This window comes from Vibrio sp. 10N.261.55.A10, from assembly GCF_041470825.1.
In the GTDB taxonomy this organism is placed as follows: domain Bacteria; phylum Pseudomonadota; class Gammaproteobacteria; order Enterobacterales; family Vibrionaceae; genus Vibrio; species Vibrio crassostreae_C.
The window spans coordinates 45,387-71,550 of the sequence record NZ_JBFRNC010000040.1 but is presented as its reverse complement, the minus strand read 5'-3'; the positions used below and the strand labels follow the sequence as shown (position 1 = coordinate 71,550).

The following is a 26,164-nucleotide window of genomic DNA, read 5'->3' as shown; positions in this document are numbered from 1 at the left end:
GCGATGAACCTTTTTTATTGCTCCACTTCCGAGCGGGTGACCACTATGTTGTAGGGGGAGCGGAGTTTTATACCAAGCACTGACTTACTGTGATTGATATTAAATCTTGGCTCCATAATCATTACGTTTTGGACAAGTAGTCAGAATCTCTCTGTGACCCGTATCTTTGAGCTCTTCCAAAATTACATCAAAGCCCCATAAGCGATAGAGATGTTTCATCACTTCGTCGTAGCCTTTATCAAGCGGGATACGGCCGTGAGGCACATATTGCAGTGTCATCGAGCGATCACCACGAACATCGACGTTAAACACCTGAATATTCGGTTCAAGGTTACTTAGGTTGTATTGCGCCGCAAGCTTTTCACGAATCAAGCGATAGCCTGGGTCATCGTGAATAGCACTTATCTCAATGGTGTTTTTGCGGTCGTCGTCGAGCACAGAAAACAGTTTAAAGTCTCGAATGATCTTTGGAGAAAGGTATTGGCTGATGAAACTTTCATCTTTGAAGTTGTGCATCGCAAAGTGCACCGCTTCTAACCAATCACTTCCGGCTAACTCAGGGAACCACTCTCTATCTTCATCGGTTGGCTCTTCACAGATGCGTCGGATGTCTCTAAACATCGCAAAGCCAAGCGCATAAGGGTTTATCCCGCTGAAATAAGGGCTGTTGTAGGCGGGTTGTGCGACTACGCTGGTGTGGCTGTGTAGGAATTCTAATATGAACTTGTCACTCACCAAGCCTTCGTCGTAAAGGTGGTTAAGAATGGTGTAGTGCCAGAAGGTTGCCCAGCCTTCGTTCATTACTTGAGTTTGCTTTTGAGGGTAGAAGTATTGGCTCACCTTGCGAACAATGCGAACACACTCACGCTGCCAAGGTTCAAGTAGTGGTGCGTTCTTCTCGATAAAGTAGAGAATGTTTTCTTGAGGTTCGCTAGGAAAGCGGATTTTGGTCTCTTTTTCCTTGTCTTGATTTTTAGGCACAGTTCTCCACAGCTCATTGACTTGAGATTGCAGATACGCTTCACGTTCTTCTTGCCTTGCTGTCTCTTCAGCTATGGAAATCTTCTCAGGGCGTTTGTATCTGTCTACGCCGTAATTCATGAGGGCATGACAAGAATCGAGAAGTTGTTCGACTTCGGCAACACCGTATTTTTCTTCACAATCAGTAATGTATTTTTTAGCGAATAATAGGTAGTCGATAATGGAACTGGCATCGGTCCAGGTTTGGAACAGGTAGTTGCCCTTAAAGAAAGAGTTATGGCCGTAACAAGCATGAGCCATTACGAGCGCCTGCATCGTGACCGTGTTCTCTTCCATCAGGTATGCGATACAAGGATCTGAATTGATCACGATTTCGTACGCTAATCCCATCTGACCATGCTTGTAGTTTTGCTCGGTTTGAATGAATTTTTTGCCAAATGACCAGTGATTGTAATTGATAGGCATACCGATGCTCGAGTAAGCATCCATCATCTGCTCAGAAGTAATCACTTCAATTTGGTTCTGGTAAGTATCTAAACGGTAATGCTGCGCCACACGCTTGATTTCTACGTGATATTGTTCCAAGAGGTTGAATGTCCAATCTGGACCATCAGGCAGCATCTTGTCGTTTCTCTTCTGTGTCGCTTTATCTTTCTCTGCAACGTTTGATTTCGCTGTCATGGCAAGCCCCCTTACGCTGTCTCTTTCTGGAACAGTTCTCTAAACACAGGAAAAATATCATCCACCGTTTTAATATTTTTCATGGCGAAGTTGTCAAAGCTACTCTCGAGTTTTTCGTATTCGTGCCAAAGTGTTTGATGAGAGCGGCGTGTTATTTCGATGTAAGAGTAATATTGGCAAGTTGGCAGAAGTGTATTGACTAATAGCTCTTTACAACGAGGAGAGTCATCAGCCCAGTTATCGCCATCAGAGGCTTGTGCTGCATAGATGTTCCACTCATTAGCAGGATAACGATCTGCGACAATTTCTTTCATTAGTTTCAGTGCACTAGAAACGATCGTGCCGCCAGTTTCTTGTGAGTAGAAAAACTCATGTTCGTCGACTTCTTTAGCCTGAGTATGGTGACGAATAAACACAACATCGACGTTTTCGTAGGTGCGGTTTAGGAACAGATACAGAAGGACATAAAAGCGCTTCGCAATGTCTTTCGTGGCTTGATCCATTGAGCCCGATACATCCATTAGACAGAACATCACGGCTTGGCTAGATGGAATAGGGCGCTTCTCGTAGTTTTTAAAACGTAAGTCGAAGGTGTCAATGAACGGCACGCTTTCAATCTTTTTACGTAACTCGGCAATCTCTTCTTTGAGGCGACCTTCCTCAAAAGGTTGTGCCGGCTCCGTCATTTTAACTTGGTCAAGCTGTTCCATCAGTAGGTTAAGCTCGCGCTTTTTACCTGCTGTCATCGCGGTTCTACGAGCCAGAGATTGCTGTAGTGAACGAACGATAGCGATGTTGGATGGAATCCCCGCGCTTTGGTAACCAGAGCGGTGAGTTTTCCATTCGGTGATTTTGTTGACCTGATTTTTCTCTAGATTAGGTAGAGCTAAATCTTCAAAGAGAATATCAAGATACTCATCTTTTGAAATTTGGAAGGTAAATTCATCTTGGCCTTCGCCATCAGGGCTTGCGTCGCCTTGGCCTGAGCCACCGCCTTGACCACCACCTTTAGGGCGTTCGATTTTATCGCCAGTGATGAACTGATCATTACCTGGGTGAACGCGCTCTCTTACGCCGCCTTGACCTTGGTGAAAGTTCGGCTCTTTGATGTCTTTATGGGGAATAGTGACGTCTTCACCGGTTTCTGTATTGGTGATTGAGCGTCGGTTAACTGCATCGGCCACAGATTCTTTGATTTGCTCTTTATGGCGTCGTAAGAAACGCTGTCTATTCACAGCACTCTTATTTTTGCCATTGAGCCTCCGATCGATAAATTGTGCCATAAGAACTCCCTCTCAGCTGATGTCGCGATCCTACTTTTTATTCGGGTATAAGAGTTATTGATTTACTAAGGTATAAAAGTTATTGGTTTATACGAGCTGCTCAGTTGAGCAGCTCAATACCGTTTAGTTATGAGGATTTACGAACTCTTAGGTACCACTCAGATAGCAGTCTCACTTGCTTCTCGGTGTAGCCTTTTTCCATCATACGAGCAACGAAGTCGTCATGTTTTTTCTGATCATCCGTTGAGGTCTTAGCATTGAACGAAATAACAGGAAGTAGCTCTTCTGTGTTAGAGAACATTTTCTTCTCAATCACAGTGCGCAGTTTCTCGTAGCTCGTCCACACTGGGTTTTGACCGTTATTGTTGGCTTTGGCACGAAGCACAAAGTTCACAATCTCATTTCGGAAGTCTTTAGGGTTACTGATACCGGCTGTCTTCTCGATTTTCTCTAGTTCACCATTCAGAGAAGCACGGTCAAATAGTTGGCCTGTTTCTGGGTCGCGGTACTCTTGGTCTTGAATCCAGAAATCTGCGTAGGTGACATAGCGGTCGAAGATATTCTGACCGTACTCAGAGTAAGACTCTAGATAAGCGGTTTGAATTTCTTTACCGATGAACTCTACGTAGCGTGGCACTAGGTATCCTTTCAAGAACTCTAGGTACTTCTCGGCGGTCTCTTGAGGGAACTGCTCCCGTTCGATTTGCTGCTCAATAACGTAGAACAGGTGCACTGGGTTCGCGGCCACTTCGGCTTGGTCGAAGTTAAACACACGAGACAGGATCTTAAAGGCGAAACGCGTTGATAGCCCAGACATGCCTTCGTCAACGCCAGCATAATCTCGGTACTCTTGGTAGCTCTTCGCTTTTGGATCGGTGTCTTTTAGAGTCTCACCATCGTAAACACGCATCTTAGAGAATAGAGATGAGTTTTCAGGCTCTTTTAGTCTCGAAAGAATGCTGAATTGCGATAGCAGATCGAGTGTGCTTGGTGAGCAAGGCGCTTGGGATAGCTCACTGTGCTCAAGCAGTTTCTTGTAGATCTTAACTTCTTCAGACACACGCAGACAGTAAGGGACTTTTACAATGTACACACGGTCGAGGAATGCTTCGTTGTTTTTGTTGTTACGGAAGGTCTGCCACTCAGATTCGTTCGAGTGAGCGAGAATCATACCGTCAAATGGCAGTGCAGAAAGCCCTTCGGTACCGTTGAAGTTACCTTCTTGTGTTGCCGTAAGTAGAGGGTGTAATACTTTGATTGGCGCTTTGAACATCTCCACGAATTCCATCACACCTTGGTTGGCTTTACAAAGCGCACCAGAGTAGCTGTAGGCATCAGGATCATCTTGAGAGAAGTGTTCAAGTTTACGAATATCAACTTTACCAACCAGAGACGAGATATCTTGGTTGTTTTCATCACCTGGCTCCGTTTTCGCGATCGCAACTTGATCGAGAATAGAAGGGCGCAGTTTGATGACTTTGAATTTGGAAATATCACCGCCAAAATCGTGCAGACGTTTCGCTGCCCACGGAGACATAATTGAGCGAAGATAGCGTTTCTCAATGCCATATTCATTCTTCAATAAGTCGCCGTCTTCGTTAACGTCGAATAGACAGAATGGGTGATCGTTTACTGGGCTTCGTTCACCGTCAGCAGACAATACATAGATTGGTAGTTTCTGCATCAGGGCTTTGAGTTTTTCAGCGAGAGAAGATTTACCACCGCCCACAGGGCCAAGTAGGTAAAGGATTTGTTTACGTTCTTCTAAACCTTGCGCAGCATGTTTTAAGTAAGAAACAATCTGTTCAATCGCATCTTCCATACCGTAGAAATCTTTAAATTCGCTGTAGCGTGAGATGACACGGTTTGAGAAAATACGACTCAGTTGAGGGTCTTGAGCAGTGTCAATAACCTCTGGTTCGCCAATGGCTAGTAATAAGCGCTCGGCAGCATTAGCGTAAGCACTTTTATCGTCTTTACACAGCCCTAAGAACTCCTGCAATGTCAGCTCTTCTTCCTTGGCTGCTTCATAACGTGATTGATAGTGGTCAAAGATACTCATAGTCACATTCCCCTTGTTAACCAGTCAAAACTGACGAGCGATTGAAAAATAGGCTCTCCCTACATTTTAAGGTTAGACCCGCTTCCACAATTTTGCTTAACAATTATGTATTTATTTACAATTTTGCGTGTGAAAAACGTGGCGAGCGCAATAGGCAACTTGAGGCGCGTAGAATCAAATTATTTTACATTCGAGGGGATCTGGCCGTTTGTTTTGAGATTTTAGGTCGCTTAACAATACTCACAATGGATTTATGTGCATTAGATGTATAACTGGGCTCTATTGATTTTTGGAATGGAGTACCATATAATGCGCTAAGTTATCAAAAATTGCTCAATAAATAGGTAGATGTAGTGAAGAATAATGGGTTCAAAATAGTGGCTATCTGCATGTTACGCCAAATGTTCGAGTAACTGGTGGCGTTCGTTATACCAACCTTGAAGGTGATATAGAGAATAGCCCAATACTTGAAAGTGGTATCAACATGGCCGCGAACGTTGGTGTTGCTTACGTTTTCTAGTTGCTTTGGTTTTTCTCTTTGTGTGCGAACATTAAAAAAAGGGTTACTCATGATGAGTAACCCTTTTTCTTGAAACTTTTTAAAAGTTATCGCTGATCTATTAACGAATTAAGCGCTAAAGATTTGAGATAGCTCTGTCGCACATAGGTGGTACTGACGAGGGCAGTTGCGCCATGTTGTTAGCATGCGACGGTACTTCTCTAGCATTGGCATCTGGCTATTGAAGTGGTGATCGGCTTTGTCGAATTGAGGGTAAAGACCTTCAGAATCAACAAGGAAACGCACGTAGTGTACGATCTGCGCTTCAGAAGCGATATCAAAACCTAAGAACTGCAGGCGACGTTGGTCTACTTCAGCACGCTCTTGTTCTGCAAGCATTTTGTTCGACTCTTGCATTGCATGGTACATCTCCATGATGTCGATAATTTCGCGACATTCTGCTTCAGTCAAACAACCAAACTCTTTGTTAAGTTCACGCATTTGGAGTTCGTAACCACGTTCTACAATCGTTTGTAGACGCTGGTATTTCGCCGAGTTCTCAGGGTTCATTTGAGACATTAGGTAGTATTGATTTGATAGAATTAGACGCTGAGCATTGGTCATTTCCATGGGATGAGCCTCACTAAAAAACTAAATGTTATATTCTTTTGTTGCAGTAAGAGTAACAGCATTCCTACGCGTGGAAACATGATCTCAACACGGATTTAATATGATTTTTTTAATTGATAAACAAAAGTTGTAAAGAAAAGTGAAAGGATAGTTAGCGCTAGAAAAGAAAACGCCCCAATCGAAATTGAGGCGTTTAAAATAGAGGTTGAGCATCGTCTGCAGTATTAGTATTTTACGTTTGAATGATACTGGCTAAGAACAGCAACAATCTCATCCATTTTCTCTTTGCTTGGCGGATTTGTACCTTCAAGAGGGTAGTCAAAACCAAGTGCTTCCCACTTATGTGCACCCAGCTTATGGTATGGAAGCAGCTCTACTTTCTCGATGTTATCCATGTCTTTGATGAATTCGCCTAGCAGATGAGCATCTTCAGGTGTGTCCGTGTAGCCAGGGACAATCACATAACGAATCCACGTCTTCTTACCGATTTTGTGTAAGTAGCGTGCGAAATCCAGAGTACGTCTGTTTGATACACCAATGAAATCGTGGTGAATCTCATCTCGCATGTGCTTAAGATCCAACATAACTAGATCAGAGGCTTCTAGGACTTCATCAACCACTTCAGTGTGCTTACGAATGTAGCCATTAGTATCAAGACAAGTGTGGATGCCTTCAGCTTGAGCTGCGCGGAAAAAGTCACGAACAAACTCAGGTTGTAGCATCGCTTCACCACCAGAACAGGTGATACCACCGCCCGATGCTTTCATGAAATGACGGTATGATTTTGCTTCGTTGATGATCTCTTCGACCGTTACTTCCTTTCCGTCATGAAGATCCCATGTATCACGGTTATGACAGTACATACAACGCATTAAGCAGCCTTGAAGAAACACAATAAAGCGGATACCAGGGCCATCGACAGTACCACAAGATTCGAATGAGTGAATGCGACCAGTTGTAGACATGAGCTATTCTCGTAGAGGAATTTATACCGTTTATTTTATTACAAAAACGGTACATAAAATAGGGTCAAATGGTAACGAGACCTTTAAAAATAAAGGCAACCACCTGTGAAGATGATTGCCTTTATTAAACTTGAAAAGTAAAGGACGAAAGCCCTTACTGGTGGCTAGAAGAAAGCAAACATTGTGATACCGCCAGTGGTGTACACTGACTCTTTCGCTTCTTCGTAATCCGGTGTTTTTGCGGTTAGCGCTAAAGAGGCACCAACGTATCGGTTATACCAAGCGACACCCAATACAGCAGTTGCTTGAATGTTCTCTAAAGTCACATCGTAGATCGCTGGATCTTCGTTGTTTTTATTAGCGTACTCATCAACACCTGAGCGATCGCCTTCGATAGTCAGGTCGTTGAATCGGTAGCGACCTTCGAGGCCTGCATAGGTAAACCAACCAGCGTTTGATGCGCCGATCATGCCCGGTTTGAATGGGTTTTCTGTGGTGATGTTAGCTGCACCAAAGTTACCGCCTAAGTCTGTACCCCAACGAAACATGAAGCCCGTTGAAATGTCACTTCTAAAGTTACCGACGTTGATTTCAGAAACGTTAGAGATTTCGTAGTCAGTATTCGCAAGAGCTTGATTACGCATTAGGTTCAAATGGCTTAGGTAACCAACGCTTCCCGCCCATTCATCATCGACTTGGTATTCCCAACCCATCGGCTCATCCGACTTAGTGATTGAGTGAACCAGCTTTTGAGCATCTTCAGACAGTGCACGTTCGCCCGTAGTACCAAACGTGATATTAAAACGCTGGGCTTGCTGTGGGTTTAAGCTGATGTAATTGAATTCAGTGTGAAGGTAACCTGCGTATGGGCGATCATTAGGCGATGGCGTTTCTAACTCAATGTCAGAAGGCGTATACATCTTGTGGCCAATGGTGATTTCCCACTTGTCTAGAGAGCTTGCGCCCCAGTAGGAAAGACTCAATGGTTTTACCCAGTTATATGGCGTAATACTTGATGATGTGTAACCCAGAAATAAGCCGTTGGTATAGTCTTGGTCGACACCAAAAATACCATCATTATCTAAAGCAAAAGTTAACGTAGAACGCTCAGAGGCTAAAGATGAGAAAGAGAGAAGAATCAGGGGTAAACAACGCAGGTATTTCATGGAGCAGTTACTCTTAAATTATGAACCGCGATATTACCGTAATTTGACAGAATTTGTGGAAAAAAAGTGAATGGCAGGGTGCTTTTTTGCTCAACCTAACATTTCGCGGGATAGGTGAGTGTAGTGCGATTTATTTCAGATATAAAAAAGCCCCGCACATTGGCGAGGCTAATATTATTTACTGTCTATTGAGCGTGAGCTTATAGAGACTCAGTAAATGTACGTGCGATTACGTCAGCTTGTTGCTCTGCAGTTAGAGAGTTAAAGCGAACAGCGTAACCAGATACACGGATTGTTAGCTGAGGGTATTTCTCAGGGTGCTTAACTGCGTCTTCAAGAGTTTCGCGGTTAAGAACGTTAACGTTAAGGTGTTGACCACCTTCAATGCCAGCTTCGTGGTGGAAGTAACCATCCATTAGGCCTGCAAGGTTAGCACGTTGGCTGTCTTGTTCTTTACCTAGTGCGTTTGGCACGATAGAGAACGTGTAAGAGATACCATCTTGTGCGTCAGCAAACGGTAGTTTACCTACAGACGTTAGTGAAGCTACAGCGCCTTTCTCATCACGACCGTGCATTGGGTTTGCACCAGGAGCGAAAGGAGCGCCAGCACGACGACCGTCTGGAGTGTTACCTGTTTTCTTACCGTAAACCACGTTAGACGTGATAGTAAGAACTGACTGTGTAGGGATAGAGTTACGGTAAGTCTTAAGCTTACGGATCTTGTTCATGAACGTAGAAACTAGTTCACAAGCAATATCATCTACACGAGAGTCGTTATTACCGTATTTAGGGTAATCGCCTTCAATTTCGAAGTCAGTTGCAATGCCATCTTCGTCGCGGATTGGTTTAACAGTCGCGAACTTGATTGCAGACAGTGAGTCAGCTGCAACAGATAGACCAGCAATACCACAAGCCATTGTACGACGAACGTCACGGTCATGAAGAGCCATTAGAGACGCTTCGTAGCTGTACTTGTCGTGCATGTAGTGAATGCTGTTTAGTGCAGTCACGTATTGCTTAGCTAGCCAGTCCATGAAGTGATCTAGACGGTCCATTACTTTATCGTAATCAAGAACAGCGTCAGTCATTGGAGCTTCTTTAGGACCAACTTGCATCTTAAGTTTTTCGTCCACACCGCCGTTGATTGCGTAAAGCATTGTTTTCGCAAGGTTAGCACGAGCACCGAAGAACTGCATTTGCTTACCAACGATCATTGGAGATACACAACAAGCGATAGCGTAATCATCAGACTCAAGGTCAGGACGCATTAGGTCATCATTTTCGTACTGGATAGAAGAAGTATCGATAGATACCTTCGCACAGAAACGTTTGAAGCCGTCAGGTAGTTGCTCAGACCAAAGAACAGTGATGTTTGGCTCTGGAGAAGGACCCATAGTGTATAGAGAGTTTAGGAAACGGAAGTTCGAACGCGTTACTAGCGTACGACCGTCGATACCCATACCACCCATAGACTCTGTTGCCCAGATTGGGTCGCCAGAGAATAGCTCATCGTACTCAGGAGTACGTAGGAAACGAACCATACGCAGCTTCATTACGAAGTGGTCGATCATTTCTTGTGCTTGGTCTTCTGTGATTTTGCCAGCAGCGATATCACGCTCGATGTAGATGTCTAGGAAAGTCGAAGTACGACCTAGAGACATTGCAGCACCGTTTTGAGATTTAACAGCAGCTAGGTAGCCGAAGTAAGTCCACTGGATAGCTTCTTGAGCAGTTTGAGCTGGCTCAGAGATATCGAAACCGTATTTCTCAGCCATTTGCTTGATTTGACCTAGAGCACGATGTTGCTCAGAAATCTCTTCACGCAGTTGCATTGTTTCTGCTAGGTTTTCACCGTTTTCGAATTGCTCTTGAAGAGAAGCAAACTGAGCTTGCTTGTCTTTCATTAGGAAGTCGATACCGTAAAGTGCAACACGACGGTAGTCACCAATGATACGACCACGGCCGTAAGCATCAGGAAGACCAGTCAGAACACCAGACTTACGACATTTTAGGATATCAGGAGTGTAGATATCGAAAACGCCAGCATTGTGTGTTTTGCGGTATTCTGAGTAGATTTTTGAAACCATTGGGTCAAGAGTTTCACCGTATGCTTTACAAGAACCTTCAACCATACGCACACCACCGTTAGGGATGATTGCACGTTTTAGTGGCTTCTCAGTTTGTAGACCAACGATAGTCTCAAGATCTTTCTCAATGTAACCTGCATCGTGAGCAGTAATGGTAGAGATAACAGAAGTATCGAAATCTACAGGTGCTTTAGTTGCGTTTTCCTGTTTGATACCTTCCATTACCGAAGACCAAAGCTTGTTAGTTGCTTCAGTACCCTCAGAAACTAGGAAAGACTCGTCGCCTTCATACGGCGTGTAGTTCTTTTGAATGAAATCACGAACGTTTACTTCGCTTTGCCACTCACCTGCAGCAAAATCTTCCCAAGCTTTAGCAAATTGCTCTGCCATGACATACCTACCTTTTTAGTAGAAAAAATACGTACATTAACACTGTTGAGCCAGCGCCCCTCGTAAGGGTAGTACACTCTTATTAATAACAATATATATGAGCATATAAGCATCATATGGTTATATATATTGTCACTACCTTTTATATGTTGTCTTTACTCTATGTATTCAAGACTACGCTAAAAAATTTCTGCAAACCTTAAACTAAATCAATAAATGCCAAAAAAAGTTGAAAAAATTTGAGTGGCAGGGGTTGCCACCCAAACTTTTTTTTAATCCTAATACTACTTTTGTGTAGTAAGGACTATTATAGCCAAGCTTTCAGGCCATATTGACTTTCTAGCATACCAACTGCAAGCATTGCCACTAGACAGATAACTAAAACGCCAACAGGGATAACAATCTTATCTACAAATGATAGACGCTTTGCACGCTCTTTATCACCAATTAGACCATTATTATCAAGAAGCATAGTTAGTGCCCATGCTAATACTGGGTTAACAACCGCTGAACCAAAGATACAGATACCAGCCGCTTGAGAATCTTTTGAATCCTTAACCATTTGCATACCTGCTTCAAGTAGAGGTAGAGATACACCTACAAGTAGCGCAACACGCATCACTGGTGGCCATACTGCTACGTCCATCGGGAAACCAAGAATCGCAACAATAATACATAGAGAACCAAGCAAGATTGCGCCGCCAGGAATTGGACGTTTCGCGATTGCTGCTGGGATCATGTAAGTACCCCAAGAAGATGTGATGTTACCACCACCAACTGCAGTACCTACCATTTGACGAACAGAACACATAGTCATTGTGTCATCAACATCCATCAGAACTTTTTCAGAGCGTTTAGGGTAGTTCAGTTCTTGGAAGATACGGTGACCTAGGAAGTCAGGAGACCACATTGCTACAGCAAGGATTGCAAATGGTAGAGATGCGATGAAGTGTTCAACGTTTGGCAAGCCAAGCATCCAACCTTCAGAAGTAGAACCCCACCAGTAAACTGGGTTTAGGTTTGGAATACCCATTTCAGTTTCGAATACGATGTCGAAACCAGCACCTAGAACTAATGCAATAGCAAGGCCTGTGAATGCACAAACAGGGATAGCTAACCAACGCTTGTTCACTTTTGCTAAGAAAGCGTAGATAGCAATAGTAATAGCAAGAACGATTAAACCAACGTAACCCATGCTGCCCGCTTCAACGGTAGAAGATTGAAGACCAACCGCCCACTCTTGAATTGAGTTGATTTGGCTCATGGTACCGGTTAAGCCTAAGAATATGAGCAAGCCACCTGCTGTACCTTCAGAAGTTAGGTTAACAAGTTTAGATCCGCCTTTTAGGAAACTTAGGATGAGACCGAACACACCGATCAGGATGGCCAATGCAAGAGGGTGAGCACCAGCGAGAGCGATGGTACCGATAAGAGGGATCATTGGGCCGTGGTTGCCGGCAAGGTTTGCTTTAGGGTTAAAGAAACCAGAAGCAAGGATACAAAACAGTAGTGCAGGAATAAGCATTTCTACACGAGCGACTTCAATTGCGAAGTCTTTACCTAGGTTTACGTGATCCCAAGCTTGAGTTAGGCCATCAGCCCACGACATCATTACTGCAGAGTACATCGCAATGATACCAATAGTACCAGCAAGTGCAGGAACAAGATCTTCAAGTTCAAAGCGGAAGTCACGACCTGGAAGGTTTAAACCGAAGCGGCGAGGCTTCATGATTTGAAGTTCGTGATCTAGATAATCTGAGCGGCTCTCAAATTCAGAAGCAGGACGGTGTAGCTCTTTATAGCTTTTCTCTTCTACTTCAGAGTTCGCATTATTGACAACGTCTGACATAGATTCCTCATATTTTTTGTTAGTAATTCTAAAATTGAATTCTATAAGTTCGCGTAATTGCGTAATTGCGTTATTTCTTAGTTATAACTCATTAACATTATGTTGCACGGTTTTGCTGTGCTTTATGCAGCTAAGTTAAAAGAAATGTTTGGCATTTTTAATGCCTTATTCTTTGCTGAGGAGTCTAACAAGCTTACCCTTTAGGGTGATTGATCTTGATCACTTTATGAGTATATGTGAAAGAAAGCTACAAAACGCAGCGATTCATTAACTTCCCATTGATGAATCGTGTAATTAGTTTTCACAAATTGACGTTTACCTATCTTCTTCGAGCCTTTGTCGTCATGGCTCGAGTTCAATACTCAATTCTTACTGAGTTATTTCACTATTACTTGCTTCCCAACTGTTCCGAGTGAAATGCTTACAATGTAATAACCTTAAAATAATTGTGCTTTATGGTGAGGGCAGTGTGCTGAATGTGTGCGCTATATTTTGTCGACAGTAATGTTTATAAGTTCACAAAACGTGTTTTTCTTGTGAGACATCCAGCTACGAGAATCTCATTTTGATTAACTTTATTTAAACAATGTAAGGGGTGTAATTGCAGCTTATTGATAGAACTCATTCATTAAATTGAGGCGAAAACGCTACCTTTTGCATAATAAGTCAGAGTGAATCGCTATTTATTCCAATTTATCAGGTTAATAATTTGTTGCATGTTGTTTCGTGTGGTGCTAGTTTGTATCGCATGAAAAGGTCGGAGTACCTTGCATTTTCACAAACTTGGGAGAGAAAGCGCATGAAAGATGTACCAGCGCTGGACATAAAGGATCTACACAAAACGTTTGGTCAAAATGAAGTTTTAAAGGGAATTTCACTTTCTGCGCATAAAGGCGATGTTGTATCGATTATCGGATCTTCAGGGTCGGGTAAAAGTACTTTCCTTAGATGTATCAACCTTTTAGAGACACCAACTGCAGGCGAGATTTGGGTTAATGGCGAATTAATTCAAATGAAAAACAACCGCCAAGGCGTATCTGTTCCTGCCAACGAAAAACAAGTACAGCGTATCCGTTCACGCTTAGCGATGGTTTTTCAAGGCTTCAATCTTTGGTCTCACCTGACCGTTCTCGAAAATGTTATCGAAGCACCCGTTCACGTATTAGGTGTACCTAAAGCTCAAGCGATTGAAAATGCAGAACTACTACTTAAAAAAGTAGGCTTGTATGAGCGCAAAGATTACTACCCAGGTCATTTATCCGGTGGACAACAACAACGAGCGGCAATTGCTCGAGCGTTAGCGGTTGATCCGGAAGTGATGCTGTTTGATGAGCCAACATCAGCACTTGACCCTGAGTTAGTAGGGGAAGTACTCGGTGTAATGCGAGATCTAGCAGAAGAAGGAAGAACCATGCTTGTGGTAACACATGAAATGGCTTTTGCTCGTGACGTATCAAACCATGTGATGTTCCTGCACCAAGGTCTAGTGGAAGAACAGGGCGATCCAGCTAAACTGTTTACGGAACCTGAATCTGAACGTTTACAACAATTTATCTCATCGATTTACTAATCAGAATTGAAACGCCGTTGCCAACGGTAAACAGCGACGGTGTGAACAATAAAACACAACAAGTAAGTTAATAAGCAACAACAAACACAATATTAAAACTAGCAAAACATAAAAACCTAAATCACAGGAGTAGGGATATGAAAAAGTGGTTATTAGTCGCGGCACTTGCTGCAACTGCTGCAACGGGCGTAGCTCAAGCAAAAGAATGGAAAACAGTACGCTTTGGTATTGAAGGTGCTTACCCTCCATTTAGCTGGACAGAAGCTGACGGGTCACTGAAAGGCTTCGATGTCGATATGGCTAACGCACTTTGTACTGAAATGCAGGTGCAGTGTAAGATCGTTGCACAAGACTGGGATGGTATCATTCCTTCTCTACTTGCTCGTAAATATGATGCGATCATCGCGGCAATGTCTATCACGGAAGAACGTAAGAAAAAAATCGACTTCACAGGTAAATACGCACTTATCCCAAACAAGTTCATCGCTAAGAAAGGTGCAGGCCTTAACTTTGATGATCTAAGCGGTCAAAAGATTGCCGTTCAACGTGCAACAACTCACGATAAATACCTAACAGACAACTACGGCGATACAGTAGAGATCGTTCGTTACGGTTCATTCGACGAAGCTTACCTTGATCTAGCAAACGGTCGTGTTGCTGCTGTACTAGGTGATGCATCTGCTCTAGAAGAAGGCGTGCTAAACAAAGCTGGTGGTGAAGACTACGAGTTCGTTGGTCCATCACTAACTGATCCTAAGTGGTTCGGCGAAGGTTTTGGTATTGCTCTACGTAAGCAAGACAAAGATCTGACTAAGCAATTAGATGCGGCAATCCTTTCACTACGTGAAAAAGGCATCTACCAAGATATCGCGGCTAAATACTTCAACTACGACGTATACGGTCAGTAATCTTTAGCGTCAATTCTTAAGGGAGAGGTTCTCCTCTCCCTGTCTTACCAACTTTTTCGCAGTTCTGTTGGAATCCATTATGTTTGATTTACAAGGATATGAAGCGTCGATCCTGAAAGGGGCGGTGCTCACAATCGAAGTTGCCTTGCTGTCGCTAATTTTAGCTATGGTTCTTGGTATGCTAGGTGCCTTAGCAAAACTCGCGCCTTATCGCTGGGCTCGTGCTATTGCAACCCTCTACACAACCGTCATTCGAGGCATTCCAGATCTCGTACTGATGATGCTGATTTTCTTTGGTGGACAAATCCTTTTAAACAACAGTTTGTATTCCATCAACGAGTGGCTCAACGAGTGGTTTGCATCCAGTGATCCTAACCACGAATGGACCGCTTACTTACCTGATTATATTGATGTCAGCCCATTTGTTGCTGGTGTCTTAACCATAGGCTTTATTTTCGGTGCCTATATGGCAGAAACGTTCCGTGGTGCCATCATGGCTGTCGACAGCGGTGAAATGGAAGCGGCAAAAGCTTATGGTATGAGCCCTGTAAAGGCGTTTCACCGCATACTGCTACCGCAGATGATTCGTCACGCATTACCGGGTTTTGGGAATAACTGGCTGGTATTACTTAAAACCACTGCGCTGGTTTCGATTATTGGCCTAGAAGACATGGTACGTGTTAGTGCACTGGCGGCGGGTTCAACCAAAATGCCATTCACTTTCTACATGACTGTGGCGATTATCTTCTTATTCTTCACCAGTGTTTCAACGGGCTTACTTAAGCTGGTTGAACGTAAATTCAGTATCCACGCGAGGTAGTTATGGACTTTTCATTGATAATTGAAAGCCTGCCGATTTATCTTGGTGGTTTATGGACAACGGCTTGGATGGTTTGCGTTGCTTTGATCATTGGCTTATTCGTCGCCATACCACTAGCTATCGCTCGTAACAGTCCAAATATGCTGATTAATGCTCCGGCTTGGTCATTCATCTATTTCTTCCGTGGTACGCCATTACTGGTTCAGCTGTACCTGATTTACTACGGTATGGACCAATTCTTCCCAGTGAAAGACACATTATGGGAAAACGCGTGGTTCTGTGCTTTGGTGGCATTCATTCTTAACACGTCAGCTTATACTGCTGAGATCATTCGCGGTGCGATTAATGGCTTACCGAAAGGTGAAGTGGAAGCAGCAAAAGCTTACGGCATGAGCACACCTAAGACTTACCGTCGTATCATCTTACCAAGTGCTCTACGTCGTGCATTACCGGCTTACAGTAACGAAGTTATCTTCATGCTTCACGGCTCTGCGGTAGCTGGTATCGTAACCATTATGGATCTAACCGGTGCAGCTCGTTTGGTTAACTCTCGTTACTATGCCCCATTCGAGTCTTTCCTAACGGCAGGTCTGTTTTACATGGGGTTGACGTTTATCATCATTGCGATTTTCAAATTCGCAGAGAAGCGTTTCCTTGCTTATCTAAGACCCCTTAGCTAATTGCACGGTATTCACACAGTTAACAAAACGGCGCTCATTGAGCGCCGTTCTTATTTAGGGTTTGTATAGGAATTAGTTGAGTAGCTCTTTGAAGCAAAAAGGACTTATTACACAAGCAATAAGTCCTTTAACTTTGTTTCTGATTTACTAGTTCAAAAAGCAATTAAACTTCATTAACGCCAATGAAATCACCATCAAAGGATGCATCAGTGTAGATGATGACTTCTTTGCCTCCTTTGGTGAAGCTATAAGCGGTAATCGTTTCAGTTCCATCGAGTCCAAGTTTATCTTGCATATCTTGGTCTAGCGTCACTGATGTTGCGGTTTGGTATTGGAATCCTTGAAGATGACTTGCGTCGATATCTTCAATTCCTAAAGCAAAGAATTCAGCAACTTGGTCGTCGTTCTTTGCTCTATTACCATCAAGGTCATGGTTTTGATTGAAGGTTTTACCTAGAGAAATAGTCAGTTTGTCATTAGCTGAGTCTCCCCCTATGACTGCTTCAAACCCATTGATGTTTGACCCCTTCGACATGTCGATATCGACACCACCAGGGTCATTGGCGACCAGTACATCGAACCCTTTACCACCATGAATTAGAGTATCCTCTGCATCAAAGGCTACTGTATCGTTGCCTTTACCCCCACGGATTTCGTCTGCACCACCACCACCAATGATGATGTCATCGCCTTTACCGCCTTTGATATGGTCGATTCCGTCTCCGCCATCAAGCCAATCATCGCCTTTACCACCAAACAATTGCTCTGGTTGGTCGTCGATTTCAACGGTGGTTACCACATCATCGAAGTCACCATCACCGCCAGGGTTGTCATTCCAGAACTGATTTCCGAGTTCTGTACCCGGATTGAAGTTGTTAATGCCGCTAACATCTAAGGTAAGGTTGCCGTTACTACCGACTAAATCTTGTACGCCCAGCAAGAAGGGGTGGTCACTATTGTTAGAGCTTGTCGCTTGTTGAGTGTTTAAGTCAATTGCGATACTTTCGCCTGAGACGAAACCGTCATTCCCGCCATCTGGGATAATGAAGAACCCGAGCGTATCAACGCAATCATCACAGTGCCCCAAATCGAGACTAAAGCTGTTGCCAGCTTCAGAGTTTGGAAGGTGATCCTTCACATTTCCCCAAATGACTTCAGCGTTTACATTGCCTTCACTGTCTTTTGTGAAGTAACCAAACGAATTTTCGAAGCCCGCTTCGGTGCCTTCCATAGTGACATCAATAGTCCCTCTGAAGTTACTTACATCGTAGTAACCCGTATCAGGATCGAGTTCAGGTACGCCACCCTTGGCGTTGTCGCCACCAAGAATGACATCGTCGCCACGACCACCGCGCAATATATCGGTTCCGTCACCCGTTAGGCCATCGGTGGTAACAGAAGTGACGTAGTAGTCACTTGAATCGGCATTAGCGTTTCCGTTTTTTTCAAATGCAGGACCAACGGCAGTAAACTGAAGTTCATCAAAGGCTTTAAAGCCAGTCTCATCAGGACCGATGTTTAGATAACCGCTGTTGTTATTGCCATCCGCTAAATCGCTCGCAATGAAATCGCCCTCAGCGACCAGAATACCTTCTCGATATGCTGCCCAATGGCCAGCCTCATCTACGCCATTGTCGCCTTCATTTAAGTAGAGGTTGGATATACCGACTTTAGCAATCATTGTATGTTCGTCTAAGCTGACAGAAAACATCTCTGATGCACCTTCACCAGAACCGCCGTCGTAGCTGAAGCCAATTTGAGCAAGCACGCCAGCCTCTGCTGCGCCATCTACCCCATAACCTGTACCGCCAGAACTTGCATTACCTGTATCAACGGTACCGACAGATCCATCAGCGTTGTAGGCGGTTGAATTTGCTGATAGGTCGACGGATGTCGTTGGCTCCGCTAATTCAAACTCGCCGGTTCCTTCGTTAAACGACAGCGCTTCAAAGTTATCGCCGATAATTACGTCATTCCCTTTACCGCCTCGAATCAAGTCGTTCCCAGCGGCGCCTTCATTTGCAGCGTCTGGCCCGTTATCACCAATGAGCACATCGTTATGCAGTACCTGCTTCAATGACACATTATCAATCAGAGCCCCAAAGGTGTCTTCTGCGCCGTCGGCAATAAAATTGAGTGAGTAATTTCCTGAAGAGAGATCGACATCTTCGCTAAACAGATCCCAATCATCATCGACGCCGTCAATGTCTTGGAAAGACTTCTCGAATACAACGTCGGTGCCCGCCATTATTTGGACTGTGAAAGGAGCGGTGGTGCTATCGCCTCCTTTATTACGGAAAGCGTAGGAAAAATCGAGTTGATATATACCGTCGTCATCGACCGTAAATGTTTGGGAGACGGTTGAATTTGAATTCGCGCCATGCGAGTCTAATTCTAAGAAGTGACCACTGGCGATATCAGTCCCGTAACCATCAGCTGGGACACCGCCATGCAGTTGTTCTTGAATCTCGATACTGCCAACCTCGGCGTTCCATGCACCGGCGCTTGGCGCTGTTCCCCATGTATTGCCAAGGTCAAAAGCTTCAAAATCACCATCGCTGATTAGGTTTTCGCCAAATTCTGCACCAGCGCCTCTGTCACCATAAATAATGTCATTGTTCGCACCGCCTTCAACATAATCATCACCGGCACCTGCAACCACAATGTCGTCAACACACTCTTCTCCTAGCGCTTCTAAATCTTTATCGCGTGCCGCGCTTAAATCGCGGTTAACGCCGGCTTCATCACCAGCATTGAGCGAATGATTCCAAGCTTCAACCACATCGTTTCCGGCACCTGCTTTAATTGTGTCCGATCCACGTCCAGCAGCGATAAAGTCATCGCCGCTGCCGGCATGCACAATGTCGTCGCCTTTACCGGCTCGTACTTCGAGGTTATCGCCGCTGAGGTTAGAAAGGTCATTGTTGACATCTCTAGATTCTGGGGTGGGGAGGTTAGGACCATCTACTAGTATATTGGTATCATTGCTACCATTACTTTTCAGTCCTGCTGCTGTATTGGTTACTTCTGCCATCGTTTTTTCCTCACATATCATTCGATACATAGAGGCAGCCCAGCCATCTCGGCTTCATCCCTGAGATCTGGAGCTTTCCGTCCTCACCTCACGATGAGTTTGGCTTTATCTTCTTTGTGCGCTTGGTTAAATTTCTCTCATTGCCTTATAGGCGCTCACAGAGAGTGGGTTGAGTAGATACTCGAGCGGTGTTTGTTGCTCAAGTAATATCATCACTTCTGCGGGCATGCCCGGATACAATGAGATGTTTTCTAATGCTTCTAGCTCAGACTTATCTAACGATACTCTCGCTAAGTAAGCAGAAGATCCTGTAGCTTGATCGCTAATGCGGTCAGCCGAAATATGGACTAATTTTCCACGAATCGGTGGTGTTTTACGGAAACTGTATGCAGTCAGTCTTACTTGGGTATCCAACCCAATTCGTAAGGCTTCAATGTCTTCTGGCTTGACTAACGCTTCTACAATCAACTCGTCATTTTGCGGAACCAATTCCATTAAGGTTTCACCGGGTGGAACAATGGCATTTTCGGAGACCACATTAAGTCCAACCACCACACCACTTTGAGGTGCTCTTATTTCAACCCGGGTAAGAATATCTTGAGCATTGACCATAGCTTCTCTGGTTTCATTCAGCTTTCGTTCTAAATCTTGTATCTCTTCGCCGAGCGTTTTGGCGTAAGTATAATCCGCGTTGATCAGCTCTAATTTCGCTTCGGCGATGGTGCGCTTGGCGTGTCCGATTCTAGCTTTGAGGTCAGCAACGTTACCTTGTAATTGAGAGCGTTCTCGCTGTAAATCCAATAAGCGAGATTTGGATGTGTTACCGGAAACAAGCAAATCTTGGTGCATTTGTACCTGTTCTTCTAAATACTTCAGGCTTCGATTTCCGGCTAAGAATCGTTGTTGGAAGCCTTGCAGATCAAGTTTTGATTGCTCGACTTTTTGCTGTAACACATCGGATTCACCGGATTTTAACGATTGTCTTTTGCTGAAAAGTTTACTCTGCGTATCAAGTAAGCTTGATACGTTTGGGTCACTCATAAGGGAGAGTAATCTCATATCAAATTGAATTTCTTGATGACTCGCTAACTCTGATTGTAAGCGGTTCAGCCGCGCTAAATCACTTTGCCACTGAGCTCTTAGCCTTAGAAGCGATGCTTGAGCTTGTGTGTGACTTAACGTGATGAGCAGTTCGTCTTTTTGAACATGGTCGCCGTCAGAAACATGGACGATTTCTACAATCCCGCCTTCTAAGTGCTGAATGGGTTTTCGCTTTGATTCTACGATAATCACGCCTGGCGCAATGGCAGCAGAAGAAAGCGGGGCTAGGTATGCCCAAGCAGCAAAGCCACCAAGAGTAGTCACAAGAACTAACCAGATGAACACCTGTATTTTGAATGTAGAAAAGATCAGTTTTCTACCATCGTCGAAGTGAATACCTTTATCGTCATGATGAATACTAGCCATTCGACACCTCCGAGGAAGCGACATTGAAGAGCGACCGGACAACTTTACTCGCTTCGCCTGCTTGCGTTATCTGGCCGTTTTTCAATTCAACAACCCAATCGACATGTCTGAGTAAGCTTGGGTTATGCGTTACCATCACGACAGAAATGGATTTCTCTTTCGCCAATTGTAATAGCGAAACAAGAAACTCTTCGCCTTCTTTGTCGAGATGGGAATCAGGCTCATCAAGCACGAGTAGCTTAGGTGAGAAAACCAATGCTCTTGCGATGGCAAGTTTCTGGGCTTGTCCACCAGATAACTGATGACCAAAAGAACCGATAATCGTTTCATATCCATTCGGTAAGGCGACAACAGCATCATGCACACCCGCTTGAATAGCGGATCTGACGATTTGGCTATCCGTAACGTTGGAATCAAATCGGGCGATATTTTGTTTGACAGTGCCATGTAAAAAGTCGATGTGCTGAGGAACATAACCGACGGTGTGTTTGAACTGATTCAGATTCCACAACTCAACATTGAGTCCATCGATAGAAATGCCACCTTTTGAGGGCGATATGCCGTTAGTGATCATTTTGCAGATGGAAGACTTACCTGACCCGCTAGGGCCTATCAATGCGACTCGATTTCCTGATTCCAGTCTTAGCTTCAAACCATTAAGAGTCGGCTTGTTAAGTTTTTCAGACGCGAACCATGTGACGTTGTCGATGACCAGATCACCTTTAATTGTTTCCAACTCGGTTCGCTCGGTATGTTTAGTATGAGAAGCAAATTCCTTAGCTAAGCGTTTGTTTGCATCCAAACCAGTTTTCCATGCTTGAATACCACTAGAGAGCATCTCAATTGGCTGGAGTGCTCTCGCCATTAGGATTGAACCCGCAATCATTCCACCAGCAGACATGGCATTTTGAATGACTAGACTTGCTCCGACAGCCATGATGATGAGTTGAAGGACCATACGTATGTAACGAGAAAATGCACTCAGTGAACAGGTGGCTTGATCTAAATGGCTTCGAGACCAGCTCTTCTCCGCCAATATTTCTTGGTAGGTCTGACTTAAACCTTGTTGTTGATGTTGGCTAAAGATCGTGGCGTGTTTTTGAAAGCACTCGTCGTTTTTTCTTTGTGTTGCGAGCTGGCTTAAGTAAGTGGTTTTAAAGTGCTTAGATTTAACCCAATGAGAAAGCAATGTTGTCATGAGAATAAAAACAACGGCACCCACACCGACTAATCCTATATATGGATGAATCGCAAACATAATAATAAGAAAAAGGGGAGTGAATGGCAGATCAAACATGACAAAGTAGGCTGGAGAAGAGAGTAGGCTCTTTACCTCACTTATATCGTTGAACAGATGTTTTTCTTTTGATTTCGATGAGAAGGAGGTTTGTTCAAATAGCTGCTGAGACGCGATAAATTCAAATTTGATCGCTTTCTTTTGTGCATACTTGGCTCTAGACGCGTCAAGGAACGCTTGGGCTGTAAGTAGGAACACAGCAATGAAAGCCAAGAATAGAAGCGTATCTAAACTTTGACTTGAGAGGACTCGATCAAACACTTGAAGGCTGAATAAGGGAACGACTAACATCAATACGCTGATCGCTCCGCTGACCACCATCATCGGAAGTAAACTACGCAGATTAATTGGATTTATACCGGCCCAAGGCTTTGCGTCCATACAAAACTCTCTCCATTGGTTGTCCAAATAGTATAGATGGGCAGTGGCGAGAATGTGAACTATCTCAAGCTTTTTGAGTGGATTTGAGCTAAGTAAAAAAAATGCACAAGCTAAACAAAAGCTTGTGCATTTTTGATTTGAAATTTAATTTGGATTTTATTTAAACGTCGACCAAATCGGAGCGTGATCTGACGGTTTTTCAATGCCGCGTAGCTCGTAATCGATGCCAGCTTCAGTACACTTATCGGCAAGCTTTTGAGTCGCTAGGACTACATCAATACGCAGGCCGCGGTTGTCTACGAAGCCTTTTGAGCGGTAATCAAACCACGAGTATTGATCATTCACTTCAGGGTGCAGCAAGCGGAAGCTGTCTACAAAGCCCCAGTCCATCAATGTTTTCAACCATTCGCGCTCTTCTGGTTGGAAAGAACATTTACCAGTTTTTAACCAACGTTTCGCATTAGGTTCACCAATGCCGATGTCTGCGTCGATAGGGCTGATATTAATGTCGCCCATCACAATCACTTGCTCATCTTTGTTGTGATAATCGTTTAAGTAAGTCATTAAGTCTTTATAGAACTGGCGTTTGTACGGGTATTTTGTTTCATGCTTGATGTTATCCCCTTGAGGGAAGTAGCCATTTAGCACGGTAACCTTTTCACCATCTTCATCTTCAAACGTCGCCATGATCATGCGTTTTTGATGGTCTTCATTATCTGTTGGGAAACCCTTCTGCACAGAAATAGGCTCTTGTTTACACAACATTGCCACACCGTAGTGGGCTTTTTGACCGTGGAAGTAAACCTTATAGCCCATTGCTTCAACATCAGCAATTGGGAAGGCTTCATCGTGCACTTTTATCTCTTGCAGACCAATCACGTCGGGTTGGTGTTTGTCGATAATAGCTTGCAGTTGGTGAAGGCGGGCTCTAAGACCGTTGATGTTGAAGCTAATTACTTTCATTTGTTTTTATACCTCTCGTAAACCTTTGTCACTGCTTGTTTTTAAAGGTTTTTGATTTGGTGGATTTCATGGTTCATCGTATTTAACCATGCTTAATAATTTCTGTCGCCACTTTGTAGAGACAAAATGGCGACATTAAATGATGTGAATACTTACAGTTACGTAGAATCTATTGAGTCTTAAGTAAATCCAAAAAGAACGCGTATTCAAGTGCGTCTTCTTTTAATCGTTTAAATCGGCCAGAAGCGCCACCGTGACCGGCTTCCATATCGGTTTTGAACAGCAATACGTTGTTGTCTGTTTTCATTTCACGCAGCTTCGCAACCCATTTCATTGGCTCAAAGTACTGCACCTGTGAGTCATGCAGGCCTGTCGTTACCAACATGTTCGGGTAGTTTTGTACCTTAATGTTGTCGTACGGTGAGTACCCCAGCATGTAATCGTAGTAGGCTTTATCGTTCGGGTTACCCCATTCGTCATATTCATTGGTGGTTAGAGGGATCGATTCATCGAGCATGGTTGTCACAATGTCTACAAACGGAACATGTGCACCAATACCACGGTACAGTTCTGGTGCTTGGTTGATGATTGCTCCCATCAATAGACCGCCAGCAGACCCCCCAACGGCGAACACTTTATCTTTCGCGCCGTAGCCTTCTTCAACAAGCTCTTTGGTTACATCAATAAAGTCGTTGAACGTGTTTTGTTTGGTCAGTTTTTTGCCATCTTCATACCAAGGGCGACCAAGCATTTCTGAACCGCGGACATGTGCGATGGCATAAACAAAACCTCTATCCAGTAGGCTTAGGCGAGTTGAGCTGAAGGTAGGTTCAATCGTAGAGCCGTAAGACCCATAGCCGTATTGGTAGATTGGGTTAGTGCCGTCTTTCTTAAATAAGTCTTTACGATAAACCAAAGAGACAGGAACTTGCTTACCATCGCGAGCCGTAATCATGATTCGCTCTGATTGGTAGTTATCCGCTTCGAAATCACCTAATACGGGTGTTTGCTTCATGAGCTCGGATTCACCTGTACTTAGGTCGAAATCATAGTAAGTACCTGGCGTGGTTAAGCTGCTGTAATAGATACGAACTTTTGCGTTATCTAATTCATAGTTACTCGTTAGGTAAGCGGCAAATGCGGTGTCGTTAAATTCAAGTGGAAACTCGTGGCCTGTTGAGAGTTGGCGAACTTTCACTGTAGACAAGCCATCCGCGCGTTGCTCGTAGACAAGATGGTCATCAAACAACTCGAAATCTACAAGCTGAGTATTATCGTCTGCTGGGATGACATCGACCCATTTTGAGCGATCATGCATCTCTTCGGTTGTGACTTTCATTAAACGGAAGTTGACCGCTTGGTAGTTGGTGTAGATGTAATACCAATCACCTAGCTTAGCGATGCTGTACTCTATGCCGGTCTCTTTTGGGTAGAAAGCCTCAGCTGTAGCCTTTGGGTTGTTGGCATCGATGACTGAGACACCGCTGGTTTCTGTGCTCGAATGCCAAATGTAGACCTGTTCTCCATCTTTGCTTTTACTCAAAGAGGTGTAGTAAGCGCTATCGGCTTCTTCGTAGATTAACTGATCGCTTGCCTGAGCTGTGCCTAACACGTGGCGGTAAACTTGATAACCCAGCAATGTTTGTGGATTTTTTTTGATGTAGTAGAAGGCTTGGTTGTCGTTTTGCCACGCGATAGCACTTGAAGCGCCTTCAATTTCATCTTTTAGGTATTCACCTGTTGTGAGGTCTTTGATCTTGATGGTGTAAATGCGGCGGCTTAGCGTATCTTCGCCATAGGCCAACAAGTTTTCGTCTGGGCTGATCGTTAAGCCACCAATACTGAAGAATTCATGCTCTTTTGCTAGCTCGTTTACATCTAAGATGACTTGCTTGTCTGTGCCTAAAAAGTTTTTTTCACGCAGGTGAACTGGGTATTCGTTGTCGCCTGTCACCTTATTCGAGTAGTAGTAACTGCCTTTGCGAACCGGTACCGAATTGTCGTCTTTCGCGATTCGGCCTTTAATCTCTTCAAATAATTGTTTTTGTGCTGCTTCTGTATGTTTCAACACCGTATCTGCGTACTGATTCTCTTGCTCAAGTTGTTGCAATATCTCTGGATCTTGGCGTGCATCATCGCGCATCCAGTAGTAATCATCGATTCGGGAGTCACCATGAATCGTCATTGCGTGAGGGACTTTCTTAGCAACGGGTGCTTGGGTTTGCTGAGCGACGAGCTGTGATTGAGAGTAGTGGTTCATGGTTGAGATTCCTTGATTGCTGCATCCGGCGACAAGCGCTATTGATACGGCTAATGTGGTTAAAGCGATACGCATCTGTATATCCTTAGTGTGTACCTTACTCGTTTTAATGCCAGCATCCTTTGTTGTGAGAGTTCAGGTACGTTGGTGTTCTTCCAGTGATATTATTTATAATTGGATTCTGGATATGC

At 44.0% G+C, this 26,164-nt stretch carries 17 protein-coding genes, 1 pseudogene and 1 riboswitch; of the genes and pseudogenes, 5 read left to right on the top strand and 13 right to left on the bottom strand.

What is annotated here, in order from left to right; genetic code table 11:
- Positions 1-99: 99 nt before the first annotated feature.
- The 3 genes from AB4274_RS13160 to AB4274_RS13150 form a co-directional block, all read right to left on the bottom strand.
- Entirely contained in the window at positions 100-1,662 is a 1,563-nt protein-coding gene (locus tag AB4274_RS13160) for a SpoVR family protein (RefSeq protein WP_372112227.1), read from the bottom strand.
- 11 nt (positions 1,663-1,673) lie between these two features.
- Positions 1,674-2,945, bottom strand: a complete 1,272-nt coding sequence (locus AB4274_RS13155) for a YeaH/YhbH family protein (RefSeq protein ID WP_017062133.1) — start codon at positions 2,943-2,945, stop codon at positions 1,674-1,676.
- A 127-nt stretch (positions 2,946-3,072) separates the two neighbouring features.
- Positions 3,073-5,007: a PrkA family serine protein kinase gene (locus AB4274_RS13150; RefSeq protein ID WP_017062132.1), complete on the bottom strand. Its 1,935-nt coding sequence runs from the start codon at positions 5,005-5,007 to the stop codon at positions 3,073-3,075.
- 379 nt (positions 5,008-5,386) lie between these two features.
- Here AB4274_RS13150 and AB4274_RS13145 point away from each other — a divergent pair.
- A pseudogene (locus tag AB4274_RS13145) lies at positions 5,387-5,527 on the top strand (MipA/OmpV family protein); the annotation flags it as partial.
- A gap of 108 nt (positions 5,528-5,635) precedes the next feature.
- Here AB4274_RS13145 and AB4274_RS13140 read toward each other — a convergent pair.
- The 5 genes from AB4274_RS13140 to AB4274_RS13120 form a co-directional block, all read right to left on the bottom strand.
- Complete coding sequence (locus AB4274_RS13140) at positions 5,636-6,136, bottom strand: YfbU family protein (RefSeq protein WP_017070032.1); 501 nt, start codon at positions 6,134-6,136, stop codon at positions 5,636-5,638.
- Positions 6,137-6,360: 224 nt separating this feature from the next.
- Positions 6,361-7,101 (bottom strand): pyruvate formate lyase 1-activating protein, encoded by a 741-nt coding sequence (gene pflA, locus AB4274_RS13135; RefSeq protein ID WP_010437353.1) that lies wholly within the window; start codon positions 7,099-7,101, stop codon positions 6,361-6,363.
- Positions 7,102-7,265: 164 nt separating this feature from the next.
- Positions 7,266-8,267 carry a lipid A deacylase LpxR family protein gene (locus AB4274_RS13130; protein ID WP_372112225.1) on the bottom strand — a complete coding sequence of 334 codons (1,002 nt, stop codon included), beginning with the start codon at positions 8,265-8,267 and terminating at the stop codon, positions 7,266-7,268.
- Positions 8,268-8,467: 200 nt separating this feature from the next.
- Positions 8,468-10,744: a formate C-acetyltransferase gene (gene pflB / locus AB4274_RS13125; protein WP_017062127.1), complete on the bottom strand. Its 2,277-nt coding sequence runs from the start codon at positions 10,742-10,744 to the stop codon at positions 8,468-8,470.
- 307 nt (positions 10,745-11,051) lie between these two features.
- Entirely contained in the window at positions 11,052-12,593 is a 1,542-nt protein-coding gene (locus AB4274_RS13120) for a DUF3360 family protein (RefSeq protein ID WP_102398095.1), read from the bottom strand.
- Between the two features lie 799 nt (positions 12,594-13,392).
- On the opposite strand from AB4274_RS13120, the gene AB4274_RS13115 reads away from it, so the two are divergent.
- The 4 genes from AB4274_RS13115 to AB4274_RS13100 all read left to right on the top strand — a co-directional run bounded on the left by AB4274_RS13115 (position 13,393) and on the right by AB4274_RS13100 (position 16,571).
- Positions 13,393-14,163 (top strand): ABC transporter ATP-binding protein, encoded by a 771-nt coding sequence (locus AB4274_RS13115; protein ID WP_004736532.1) that lies wholly within the window; start codon positions 13,393-13,395, stop codon positions 14,161-14,163.
- Between the two features lie 137 nt (positions 14,164-14,300).
- Entirely contained in the window at positions 14,301-15,071 is a 771-nt protein-coding gene (locus AB4274_RS13110) for an ABC transporter substrate-binding protein (protein WP_010437364.1), read from the top strand.
- A gap of 79 nt (positions 15,072-15,150) precedes the next feature.
- Positions 15,151-15,891: an ABC transporter permease gene (locus AB4274_RS13105; protein ID WP_017062124.1), complete on the top strand. Its 741-nt coding sequence runs from the start codon at positions 15,151-15,153 to the stop codon at positions 15,889-15,891.
- Positions 15,892-15,893: 2 nt separating this feature from the next.
- Positions 15,894-16,571, top strand: a complete 678-nt coding sequence (locus tag AB4274_RS13100; RefSeq protein WP_017063494.1) for an ABC transporter permease — start codon at positions 15,894-15,896, stop codon at positions 16,569-16,571.
- 163 nt (positions 16,572-16,734) lie between these two features.
- On the opposite strand, the gene AB4274_RS13095 is transcribed toward AB4274_RS13100, so the two are convergent.
- The 5 genes from AB4274_RS13095 to AB4274_RS13075 form a co-directional block, all read right to left on the bottom strand.
- Positions 16,735-19,605, bottom strand: a complete 2,871-nt coding sequence (locus AB4274_RS13095; RefSeq protein WP_372073690.1) for a hypothetical protein — start codon at positions 19,603-19,605, stop codon at positions 16,735-16,737.
- Between the two features lie 30 nt (positions 19,606-19,635).
- A riboswitch (cyclic di-GMP riboswitch) is annotated at positions 19,636-19,719 on the bottom strand.
- Between the two features lie 12 nt (positions 19,720-19,731).
- Positions 19,732-21,072: an HlyD family type I secretion periplasmic adaptor subunit gene (locus AB4274_RS13090; RefSeq protein ID WP_017070029.1), complete on the bottom strand. Its 1,341-nt coding sequence runs from the start codon at positions 21,070-21,072 to the stop codon at positions 19,732-19,734.
- The gene (locus tag AB4274_RS13085) at positions 21,065-22,750 is read right to left on the bottom strand and encodes a type I secretion system permease/ATPase (protein WP_017062120.1); all 1,686 of its coding nucleotides are present in this window, start codon (positions 22,748-22,750) and stop codon (positions 21,065-21,067) included. The genes AB4274_RS13090 and AB4274_RS13085 overlap by 8 nt, the downstream gene beginning before the upstream one ends.
- 156 nt (positions 22,751-22,906) lie before the next feature.
- Positions 22,907-23,713, bottom strand: a complete 807-nt coding sequence (gene xthA / locus AB4274_RS13080) for an exodeoxyribonuclease III (protein WP_017070028.1) — start codon at positions 23,711-23,713, stop codon at positions 22,907-22,909.
- A gap of 169 nt (positions 23,714-23,882) precedes the next feature.
- Entirely contained in the window at positions 23,883-25,973 is a 2,091-nt protein-coding gene (locus AB4274_RS13075) for a S9 family peptidase (RefSeq protein WP_372112229.1), read from the bottom strand.
- Between the last annotated feature and the right edge of the window lie 191 nt (positions 25,974-26,164).